Raw genomic sequence first — 11,502 nt, forward strand, 5'->3', positions numbered from 1 at the left:
TAACAGGGCTAATTATGCTCTCTAAACTACATAGCCTACAGCTCTAGTTAAAAGAGCTCTCAGATGAATGCATGGAAGATCGACTCCGCTAACTTTCAACGCATACTGTAAAACTACATCGTAGGCGCGCTCAATATATCTATGAAGATCTTTTAGTATTTTTACTCAATCAGAAGGTATAGCCATTCAAAGGCACCCGTCTAAACTAATCACTATACGCTCATGGCACTTAGTACTAATTCCGTTTTCCACTTTACTCAAAGTATAGAAGCAATAAAAAGCATCCTCATTTCAAATTTTAGGATAAAATACTGCGTCGAAACCATTGAGGCGAAGCAAAGAGTTATAACATATGCTGTACCAATGGCTTCATTTTGTGACATTCCGCTCTCCCAGGTAATTACACACGTAGATAAATATGGTGGTTATGGTATTGGCTTGAAAAAGGCTTGGGCTAAACGAAAGGGATTGAACCCAGTGTTGTATTTAGAGAAGCATTCCGCTATATTAAACGACGTTTTGATAAAGGAGAAATTTGAAAACTCAGGAAATCGAGCAGTTCAAGGATTCCTTCGCTTTACTAAGAACTATGAGGGTGCACTCTATCGCAATAACAAATTGGTTAACAAAGTTTATCGTTTTTACGACGAGAGGGAATGGCGGTTTTGTCCAGATTTTGAGCAATTGCATGACAACGAGCTGATTATCCACGACGTGGAATATTATAAGGAGTTCAAGCAGCTGATTAACCAAAGACTTTCAGATACCAGGCTGGCCTTTACTATTAGGGATATCACCTATATTATTGTCAAAGACGAAGAAGAGATTTTCGACATTATTCAACATTTAGAAAGTCATCTCAACAAAGAAAAAGATCTTCAGTATGTCAAGATACTGACTTCCAAGATTATGACCTCCAAGCAAATCCGTACTGATTTCTAATTCGTCAAACTTACCAGCCTAGCTTCTTAAATTGATCATTATAAAAATCTAGAATATGTTCAACCAGGGTATTATATTCTGGCAAATGACCAGCCCTCAGTCTTTTGGAAGCGGCTTCTCCACTGGCTGCATTTATTGCAAGTCAGTTGAATGTCTAACAAATCGTGGTAATTGTTCAGGCTGACTACGTTCCCGCGATAACTATCACGTAGGTAAACTTGCCCCGATTCCAGTCTTTGCCTTAATAAACTAAGGTTAGGAGAGGAGAGTATTCGATCTCAAGACAAAAAACTAAATCCTTCAAGGCGGAGCAGCATTATAATATTCAGTTCTAATTACCGCTTTAGAGTGGTACTATAACCAGTTCTATTTTACAACATTTGTTTAGAAGATTTCTGAAATGAAAAGTCAGACAGATGAACAACGAGAACTGATCACTCAGTTAGGTAAACGCCTCAAACAGTTTAGAATAAAGAAAGGATATACCAACTATGAGCACTTCGCGAATGAGTACGGAATATCCCGGACCCAATATGGACGTTACGAAACTGGGGATAATCTTAAGTTTCTAACCCTGTGTAAGATTCTGGACGGGATGAATGTTTCACTTGCTGAATTTTTTGCAGAGGGCTTCCAGAACGCTAGGTCGAAGTAATTTCAATTCAAATATATACTGGATGAGTTTCAAACAACATTTGGACACGCTTCGGCTGTCTGCTAAGGAGGCTATTGTAGACGGAGAAAAAAACTCTTTTAATGAACTTAAAACTTATTTACACATTGAGCGTCCTGTCGAGAAAGATCTCAGTAAATTGATTTCCCACGCTGCCAGTAGCCCTCTTTCCTCGCTCATCCTAGTGCTTGGGAATGTGGGCGACGGTAAGTCACATTTGCTGGCCAGAATGTGGCAAAGCCATCCAGAGTTGTTGAAAAATTTTATCTTGTGTAATGATGCAACGGAAAGTGTCTATACCAACAAAACTTATCTCCAAAATCTCGCGGAAGTATTCGCGCCCTACAATGACGAAAATATTGACAGCAGAGATCATCATACCAAGACCATCATCGCTATAAATCTTGGTACGTTAACAAATTTTTTGGAAGAATGTCCTATTGGTTTCAATCAATTGAAACAATATGTGGCTGAAAATCATCTGGTAGAACAACAGATCCAACAGAGCGAAATTGCTCAGCACACCCATTTCTTTGCGCTCAATCTGACCGATTACCATATTTACTCCTTGTCAGAAGAGGGAGCAAGGTCGGATGTATTGACTGATATCATTCGAAAAATCACCGCGCCTGTTGCGCATAACCCCTTTCACAAAGCGTTTCAATCCACCTATGCTGCACATCCTGAGCCCTTAGCCTGCCCTTTGTACTACAATTACCAATTGTTGAATAATTCGCATGTGCAGACAGCTGTAAATAGTTTACTGGTGAAGTCGATTGTTACTGACAAGTTGATCATTTCAGTACGTTTACTGATGAATCTTGTTTATGATTTAATTGTGCCACCAGAGCTGTCGTCCATGTCGGATTTAGAAATTAAAGGCAAAGTACTGTCCGCGCAATTTCGTTCTGAATTTTATAAGCATACGCTTCCAGTAATCTTGTTTGAAAGTGCCGCCACCTCCAGTATCTTTAAGAGTTTCGTCAAACTTGATCCTGCGAGCGATGATAATGAGGAGCTGGATGAAGTCATTGTAAAACTTTCCAGCGCAGCCGAGCCGGGCAGCTACTTTCAAAAGTTTGGGATACTTACGGTTGACGATGCCCTGTTCGCTACACTTGAAAAGCTCGGCATCAAGCAACGGGTTCAGCTTTTTCTAAGGCTTAGTTTTATCTACAATGCCTTTGATCTCAGAAAAGATGAGATCTTTAACAGCTTCATCAAGTATCTGCTGGATTACAACAGGGGGAATGTAAGGAATTTGTTGCCGCTATACCGTATGGTTTCCACGGCCATATATCAATGGAACGGTAGCACTAAACTTGGTGCAGATTTCATAAATTTAGATATCGGCCGCAAACAGGGTGTATACAAAGTTTCAAGAAGCCTGATTTTGGAATTTGTACCATTCGGGGTCAATCCTGTTCGTGGTAATGAGCTGAACCGGTTTATGGATACACTAAGGCTTCGTTTCGCAGTACAAAATCATGGTGAAAGATATTTCGAACTGGAAATTGACTTTTTACTTTTTCAGCTGGTTGCCCTAGTTAATAAAGGCTACAAGCCTAATAGGGTCGATAAGGACACTCAAGTGAAGTTTTCGAAATTTGTAAACGAACTTATTCAGTATAAGTCGGAAACTAAAGAACTTACCATCCAGGAATTCAATGGAGAGACCAGAAAGAAATTTAAGCTGACCTATACCACCGGCTTCAACACTTTTCAATTTACACGAGACGATGACTTTTAAGCTTAACCGCGAAGAATTGGCCCGCAACATGTTTACAAAGAGTGGATTTATCCACAGGCCGGGCAACAAGATTATGTTATTTCCTTTTATCGCCAATGCTGTTACCTTAAAGGATGAAGCTGTTTTAGATGATCTGGAAAACTTCAAGGGGATTGCGGGTGCCTGTTATCGGGAGTGCTTGAATTTAAGTCATGAAACAGCTTTCGACAACGATGAGTTTTTAAGGAAGATCTGTGATTTGGCGGGGGCACCAGGTGATGAGCACCTGAAAAACATAGTTAGTAAGATTGCCTTCAGTGAGAATGGGCAATTGATTTTGTTTGATATACTGGTCTATCAGCATATTCGAAACAGCACACCGAAGGAGAATAAAACCCTGACGGACATCGCACGCTTTATGGTAGCGCTGTGGTTCGAACAGGAAGATAAGGACCGTCTTAAAACTCTTGCTGAAGCCGATCCTTCGAATTTATTCTATAAATTAATTCTTGAGTGCCTCCCCGGTAATCAGCCAGCGGAATTCATCCAGGATCCATACTATCAGGCAAGCCCGGAAATTAAGGAATTGTTCCGTGCAGATTTAAATGTGTTGATGGAAGATCAGCAATTGTTTATTGCCGGATTCCACGACCTGCTGCGCTATTATTTTTTCAAGTATGTGTGTGATCTCTCCATTCGTCTGAATGGCTTTTTTAACCCCCATCCAGCTCCATTATATTTTTCCGTTGAGTGGGAAAAGATGCAGGAATACCGCGATGCCATGATTAATGGCTGGGATAGCTTTACCCATCAAATTTCTCCGATCTTTGCACATGCAATTACGTTGGAGATGCTGAATCACATCGATGGGATCGGCACTCAAGTTGCGTATACCAATATAAGAGATTTGGTTGCCAAACTAAATGAGGAAAAACAAGAGCAACTTGCTGAAGAAATCAGGGAATTAACCTCATTATATCAGAGTCGAATAACTGATGTTTCATGGGCAAAATTTGAACCTAAAATTGATGCCCATAAATCAGCAGTGGAGCAGGCAATTATCGCCCTATATGATGCCGTGTCCTTCCAATTTAAAGAGAGTAAGCGTAAGCGTGCTTACGATGCTTATCAACAATGGATGATGGATTTCTCTAAACGAGGTTACGGAAAGCCTCGGGGTCAGCTAGGGTATTCATTGGCGATCAAAAAAGATTTCCTGCTCTTGTTAACCAGGTTATGCGTTGGAAACGGGGAAAAGGTACGGCTCAAGGAATTTTGGGAAGGCCTTTCAAAGCGGGGAATACTTCTAGACAAAGTTTCCCAGGATCATGTCATCTCACATTTTGAGAGGGTGAATCTTTTGGAAAAGAAAAGTGATAGTGGTGATGCACAGTACATCAAAAAGTTTAATGTCAGTCTAGCATAGTTATGAAGCAGTATATATTCGATTATTTATCTGAAGTTCTTCTGAATTTTTTTGATGAGGCTAACATATCCGCAGGGGAGCGTTACCACATCAGGTACGAAAAGCGCGAACAGGTCGTAGAGCAGTACAATGCCATTCCTGACGTCGCCAAAGCCAAGAGCTATGCTATCGAACCCTTCAGCTTTAATGACTATTCTTCCTACCTCATTAATTTTGGTAAGTTAAAATTAATCATCGCTGCAAGCAGCCCTGGAGTGGAAGTTGATTTTTTAACTGGCCTGAGAAACCGGGTTGCAGATAACAATAGGGATGGTTTTGAAGGCACTGCGATTCTGTTTATTCACAACACTTCATTAGACAGTCTAATTGGTGGGTGTAAAAGTTTATCTGACACTGGCATGCCCTTGAATATAGATTTTATCCGGGCAAGCATTCATAAGAAAATCAATTCCGATGATGTGTTTAAACCTCATGAAAAGCACCTGCTGAACTTTAAATTGGCAAAGATTGGCGTCGGTAATAGTGATGACTATTCGCTATTCAACTATTCAATTTTCCTCCAGGTACTCGGTAAGCAAAGAATTGAATCCGAGGATTACGTGAAACTGGGTCTATTTCAGGACAGTAAGCTGGTTTCTTTAAATAAAGAAGAAGCGGAAAAGCGCTTGCGAAAAAATGAGGAATGGTTCGAAGACATCAATACGGGTCATCAGTATGGTGGATTGGAGAAAAAGCTGGAGAAAGAATTTAGTCAAAAGGGTGTGGATCGGTTATTGGAAGATGACTGGACAAAATATGACTTAACTGAACTAATCCATTGGGAGAACGAGAAGGCTGAAACAAAGAACATCAGTTATTTGGAAAACACTTCTGGTAGATCCGATGACCTTCTTGTTTTGTGGGATAAAGCAAGTGGTGCGACAGTGGCTAAATCGCGCATCCGTAATCTCGTCGTATTTAACTACGAACACCGAGATAAAATCAATATCACGCTAACCTTTGACAATAAGCCTAGGAAAGAGGGCTTTGGAACTAAAATAAATCTGGGCGAACACGAATATCAGATATCTGGCAAGAAAATCATCTTGACCTGCACATTGGCAGAGCCTGACCAAATAACTTACAAATCGCTCGTTTATGAGCACCCTGGTTTTTCAGCCAAATATCAGTTTCACATTCTTGTACTGCCTTTTCCAGAAGATCTTATAAAAGAAATAAAACCGCTCTTTACAATACGACAGGCCAAACATAAAGCCTGGTATTTAGAAATTGCTATCGATGGGGCATTGGTGCTTAATGATGGCAAACCAGCCCGTTTGATCGACGCGATTGAAGAAGATAGTGAATTTGAAATTCGGGAGAATCAAACCCTTGAGTTAAAAGCTCCCGAGCTCAATACACAATTCGAACAGGAAGAAGTATTATTTAGGCTGAATTACCTGGATAATTTAATTCCGATTCACATTCCTGTAGAAACGGAAAAGCCGCAGTACATTTCTGGACCTGAGGTAAGATATCAAAAGATCGAAAATAAAAAGTCGTTCCGGTATCATAGTTGGCTTGACGAAAATACAGGTAGATATGTCATTACCCTTATCCAGGACACCGCCAAATATTATTGTGTCGATGAATTTAGAGAAAACCTAATCCTTGAGCGCCAAATAATCGCTGAAGGCAACTTAGCTTATTACCAGGATGCTAATAAAAAAATATATCACAACCCGGAGGTAGCTGTTGACGATGAACTGACCGATGCGTACCGCCAGATTATAAGCTACTACAAGAGTAACGACTTACTTCCCAGCCTGGCATACATCACAGAGCCTTTAGAAGAATTACTAACAAAATATGTCAAGGTTTTCAATACGTTGTTAGGAACACTGATCAATGGCCAACCATTGAGTGTAAGGCAAATGAACTTGCTTCGAATTGGCACCATACAAATGGTGGATGGGAATAAGCTTTTAAAGTTTACACCTTTGCATCCGCTTAATGTAGCATATCAGTTACAACTAAAAAATGTGCTTTATGGGAAACTAGTTAGCCACCTACTTGACAAACTACGTCCGCTGAATTTAGTTCCCTACATAAAAGGTCCGCAAAAATCTGTGCGCAGCGGCCAGAATTTTTACCAGCCATTAGAGCAAGCCCATTCTCCGGAATGGTTGTATTATTTCTTCGATGAGACATCCAGTCAACAGGTTTCCAGATTCTTTGTGGACAAATTGGTAGATCAGAAGATCGAGCAGTTTCTAAAGCACTTTCGTTATCTGTTCATCAACGGGCAATCTACCTTGAGGATAAACCTTTTTAACCAGGGTGATACTCGTGAAATATTGCAGGGTATATTCTTATACTATGCTCGTTACTATCGCAAGGATAATCCGGATGAGGCAGTACCTATCCAGGTGCGCATTTATGGATCAAAGGATTATATGACCAAATTTGAGGAAATTGCCTTGTGCGACGATGTTCGATTGATCGAGCGGGCCTTTGATTTTAAACTGCCGAAAGTCAACGAACCGGAAAACTTGCTGGACCTTTACAATCGCAAGGTGACTTTCTTTAAAATAGACGATGCCTTTTCAATTGACTACGCACACTTATCTTTTTTTCAATTTGGTTATGAGGAAGTTAGCCGCTCCTCTAATAATATGTTGGAGGTTTCATCCGGTATAAGTTTAGATGGTTTATTGGCTGACGTTCCTTCCATCAGTCAAGCAGGTGCTTTCAGAACAGGTTTTGGGTATAGTGGTCTTCAAGCCAAAGAGAATGAGTTGTTGAGATTAACGAAAGGATTGAATGCCGTTGCAAATGTGATCAATACTGACCACCAATTTCAGCAAGAGATGACAGCAGCATTTGTCATCAATAGCAGTGTCAGTAATGCAGTGAGGGCAATCTATGCTAAATCACAGTGGGTTACCTTTATTGAGCCTAAAGTCAATCTGAGCTTCTTTGAAGGTTACGATGACGTAGTGATCATTCATTACAGCGATCAATACAACAATGCCAGCGGCTATGATGCAATCACCATCACCAGCAAGTGGGAACCCTATAAAACGACCATTTTAGAGTTGTTTAAAGAACAGGATATTCACGTCAGCGAACAGGATGTGATACACATCATTGATATGTTCAATACCCTTAACGGCGAATGGTTACTGGGCATGAACACGCCACAAAAGACCAATAGCCCTTACTTCCGTATGGAAAAGGTAAGTCTTTTGAGTGCGGTTAAAGCTGCTATGGCCGTGCTACATGACGAGCAGATCACCTGGGTACCTGTATCACTGGAAGAAATTCTAAGGATATCTGGCGCTGTTGGACTGAAAAAGGCAGACGGTTTGTTTTCAGTGAAAAACCTGGGTGAGGAAGGGATCCATAGTGATGACCTGCTGTTGATCGGTTTGGAGGACAAGAGCGGGGAATTACATATGTACGTTTATCCATGGGAAGTTAAAATTGGCCATGTCGAATCAGGCACAATAGCCAAAGCCATCGATCAAAGTTTTCGCTCGGCAAGTTTGCTACGCAAATTTTTGATGGAAAAGGAACTGCTGTCGAGTAAAATTTACCGGAACTTTTTTGCCAAATTATTCCTGATTGGCGCTGAAAAATGCGCAATCTATCATGTTTGGCCCGAATATGAGTCGAAATGGATAAATGCGGCAAGTTATCGGGCACGTTTGTTAAGTGATGATTTCAAAATAAGCACAGATCTGGATAATCGTGTAGGGTATTATGGTGTCATTGCGTTTAAATGGAGTGCGGACTATTTATCCCGTTCAATCGTTTACGAAAATGATGGCTGCGTGATGACGCTGTTAAAGCATGATGGCTTAGATTACCTAACAAGGAGCCTCAACGATCTCAGTGAAGAAATGGGTGAAGGGGGTATCGAAGGTCTGTCTCCTTTTAAACTACTACGTAACCGCCTACACTCCCAGGATAGCTTTGACGGGTCTCAAGAACCGGAAGATGAAAATGACAATCCTATTGAAGAAGTTGTCCAGTCCACAGATAGAGGTGGAGCGCCTGCAAGTCCTGAAATATCTAGTTCTGGGTTTGATAGTACTACCAACAATGAGGAAATTGTCATAAGCGCTCAGCTACTAAACAGGGTTCAAATATCTAAAGAAGAGTCTACAAGACCGCTGCCAACAGAAATACGGGGAGAGCAGCAAGCAGATCTGGCTTTTAATTTAATCGGTAAATCTGAGATAGCCACAATCAGTACAGCGATTTATGAAAAGTTGACGGCAATCAATATTGGCATTAAGAAAGAAATGCCGCAAGACATTAGTTTTATTGAGGGACCAGCATTTTACAGAATTGAGATCAAGCCTGAACCAACGACAACTATTAAAAAAATCAAAGGTGCAGCCGAAGAGCTTAATATCGCGCTACACCTTCCTGAAGAATCCAGTGTTCGGATATTCTCTGACCGAGGAAAAATCTGGCTGGAAGCTCCAAAACAGGACAATCAGAAAGTAATGGTAACGACTTCAAACATCTGGCCTCTATTTGAGCGGAATGAAGAATTCCGGGTTCCATTTGGTGCAGACATTGAAGGCAAGGTTCAGAGTGTGAATTATTCCTCCACAAACTCCCCGCATTTACTTTTAGCTGGAACAACGGGTTCCGGGAAATCAGTGGTATTGGATACTTTGATTCGCAGCGCCACCAAGTTCTACACACCTAATGAGCTGAAAGTATTTTTGATTGATCCCAAAGGAAATGAGTTGATTGATTTCGAAGGATTGCCACACTTTCCAAAAAATAATGGTTTAACCTCCGAAGATGCCATCGAATTGCTTACCGAAGCTGTGGGTGAAATGGATCGCCGTTATGTGCTGTTTCGGGAGATTAGGCTTCGAGCTGGTCGCGCTGCAAAGGATATCATCGAATATAATCGCATGGTGGAACAACAGGAAGAACGATTGCCTCGTTGGCTAATTGTCCTGGATGAATATGCGGACCTACTCGATGAGAATCCCGGTAATAAGAGTATTATAGAGACACTACTGAAAAGACTTTCTCAGAAAGCTCGTGCAGCCGGGATCCATGTAACCATTGCTACGCAAAAACCATTAGCTACGATTGTGAGCTCTGTAATCAAATCGAATTTGACAGGTGTGATAGCCTTGAAAGTTCGGACAGCAAATGACAGTCGGGTTATTCTAGATGATAACGGGGCAGAAACACTTGCAGGTAAAGGTGACAGTTTATTTAAAAATGGAACCGGACAAATGGTCCGTGTGCAGGCAGCGATCTATACGCCCCAATAATATAAACAATTGTAATTTTTTCTAACATACTTCTGTTTTAGCTAGCTTATGTATTAAATTTGGTAACTTAAATGTCGGCCGTGTAGGTGGTATTTAATTTTTATTAAAAAAAAGCGACGATGGCATTAGATATTAAATGGATTCTTTGCGAAATTGAAGAACAATACCTGGGCGATGATAATCCAAGACCCTGGATCATTGGCTTTTCTGGTGGGAAAGATTCGACGATGCTGCTACAGGTCGTATGGTTGACCTTATTGAGGATTCCAGCCGAACTGCGTACGCGGAGAATCTATGTAGTGTGTAATGACACACTAGTCGAGAACCCGAAAATTGCGCAATTTATTCATAGGACACTGGATTCCATTCAGGCCGAAGCTGCTAAACAGGGATTGCCATTAACCGTACATCAGACAACGCCTAAGCTAGAAGATACTTTCTGGGTAAACTTGTTAGGTAAAGGTTACCCGGCGCCCAATAACTCTTTCCGGTGGTGTACGGATCGTTTGAAAATCAACCCAACGACAGAGTTCATAAAATCGACAATTAGTGAAGTAGGCGAAGCAATTATATTGCTCGGTACCCGTAGCGATGAGAGCTCGACACGGGCAAGGAGTATCGAAAAAAGCAAAATTCATATTCAAAGCGAACGTCTGCAAAAACATGTTTTGCCGAATGCCTATGTTTTCGCACCTATTAAAGAAGTGCTCACAGAGGAGTTGTGGCCGTATTTACTTCAGGTAAATCCACCATGGGGCGGAACACACCGGGACTTAGTCACATTGTACAATAATGCTACGGGCGGAGACTGTCCATTAGTTATAGATAAAACGACGCCAAGTTGTGGCAACAGCCGTTTTGGCTGTTGGGTTTGTACCGTTGTAAAGAAGGACAAGTCGATGGATGCCCTGATTGATAACGGGGAGGAATGGATGGAGCCCCTTGCAGATTTCAGGGACATGCTCCAGGAGAATCGTAACAACCGGGAATGGCGTCAGAAATGGGGACGTAATGAAAATGAGGAAGATGAAAATGAGGAACGCTGGGGACCATATATTCCTGAGAAGAGGGCTGAAATGCTCAGAATTCTGCTGCAAGCGCAAAAGGAAGTTCAGCGTACCGAAAAAGATTTAATAATTATCAACTACCAAGAATTAGTGGCCATCCAGGTAACCTGGCATCGCGATTCCATTTTTAATTATAGTGTAGCAGATATTTACAACGAGGTATACGGTACCGACTTAGATCGATCTGATTTTAATAATCAGGAGGTCTTCGAAAAGGAGATTCTGAAAGAAATCTGCGACAACTCTCGGGATTTTGACCTGATCAACGAACTTCTTGAGATACAGAAGTCACGTTACATATTGGTTAATAACTATGGGTTGCACCATGACATCGAGAATCATTTAGAAAATCACACCCGGTTAAACAGATAATA

Annotated in this window: 6 protein-coding genes; all 6 read left to right on the plus strand. The window is 41.2% G+C overall.

Annotated elements, in window-relative coordinates:
* Window positions 1-222 precede the first annotated feature (222 nt).
* The 6 genes from J3P40_RS04990 (at window position 223) to dndC (ending at window position 11,500) form a co-directional block, all read left to right on the plus strand.
* Window positions 223-942: an abortive infection system antitoxin AbiGi family protein gene (locus J3P40_RS04990; protein ID WP_256003484.1), complete on the plus strand. Its 720-nt coding sequence runs from the start codon at window positions 223-225 to the stop codon at window positions 940-942.
* 400 nt (window positions 943-1,342) lie between these two features.
* Window positions 1,343-1,597, plus strand: coding sequence for a helix-turn-helix domain-containing protein (locus tag J3P40_RS04995; protein ID WP_256003485.1), 255 nt, complete (start codon window positions 1,343-1,345; stop codon window positions 1,595-1,597).
* 22 nt (window positions 1,598-1,619) lie between these two features.
* Window positions 1,620-3,365 carry a DNA phosphorothioation-dependent restriction protein DptF gene (dptF, locus tag J3P40_RS05000; protein ID WP_256003486.1) on the plus strand — a complete coding sequence of 582 codons (1,746 nt, stop codon included), beginning with the start codon at window positions 1,620-1,622 and terminating at the stop codon, window positions 3,363-3,365.
* On the plus strand, window positions 3,355-4,770 hold the full coding sequence (dptG, locus tag J3P40_RS05005; protein WP_256003487.1) for a DNA phosphorothioation-dependent restriction protein DptG: 1,416 nt from the start codon (window positions 3,355-3,357) through the stop codon (window positions 4,768-4,770). Before dptF ends, dptG begins: the two co-directional genes overlap by 11 nt.
* A 2-nt stretch (window positions 4,771-4,772) precedes the next feature.
* Window positions 4,773-10,061: an FtsK/SpoIIIE domain-containing protein gene (locus tag J3P40_RS05010; protein ID WP_256003488.1), complete on the plus strand. Its 5,289-nt coding sequence runs from the start codon at window positions 4,773-4,775 to the stop codon at window positions 10,059-10,061.
* Window positions 10,062-10,180: 119 nt separating this feature from the next.
* On the plus strand, window positions 10,181-11,500 hold the full coding sequence (gene dndC / locus J3P40_RS05015; RefSeq protein ID WP_256003489.1) for a DNA phosphorothioation system sulfurtransferase DndC: 1,320 nt from the start codon (window positions 10,181-10,183) through the stop codon (window positions 11,498-11,500).
* The last annotated feature ends 2 nt before the right edge of the window (window positions 11,501-11,502 follow it).

Source organism: Pedobacter deserti (genome assembly GCF_024436415.1).
GTDB classification, from domain to species: domain Bacteria; phylum Bacteroidota; class Bacteroidia; order Sphingobacteriales; family Sphingobacteriaceae; genus Pedobacter; species Pedobacter faecalis.

Excerpts from the sequence above, each read along its gene's own strand:
- J3P40_RS04990 (WP_256003484.1), top strand. The coding sequence starts at position 223 with ATGGCACTTAGTACTAATTCCGTTTTCCACTTTACTCAAAGTATAGAA.
- J3P40_RS04995 (WP_256003485.1), top strand. The coding sequence starts at position 1,343 with ATGAAAAGTCAGACAGATGAACAACGAGAACTGATCACTCAGTTAGGT.
- dptF (WP_256003486.1), top strand. The coding sequence starts at position 1,620 with ATGAGTTTCAAACAACATTTGGACACGCTTCGGCTGTCTGCTAAGGAG.
- dptG (WP_256003487.1), top strand. The coding sequence starts at position 3,355 with ATGACTTTTAAGCTTAACCGCGAAGAATTGGCCCGCAACATGTTTACA.
- J3P40_RS05010 (WP_256003488.1), top strand. The coding sequence starts at position 4,773 with ATGAAGCAGTATATATTCGATTATTTATCTGAAGTTCTTCTGAATTTT.
- dndC (WP_256003489.1), top strand. The coding sequence starts at position 10,181 with ATGGCATTAGATATTAAATGGATTCTTTGCGAAATTGAAGAACAATAC.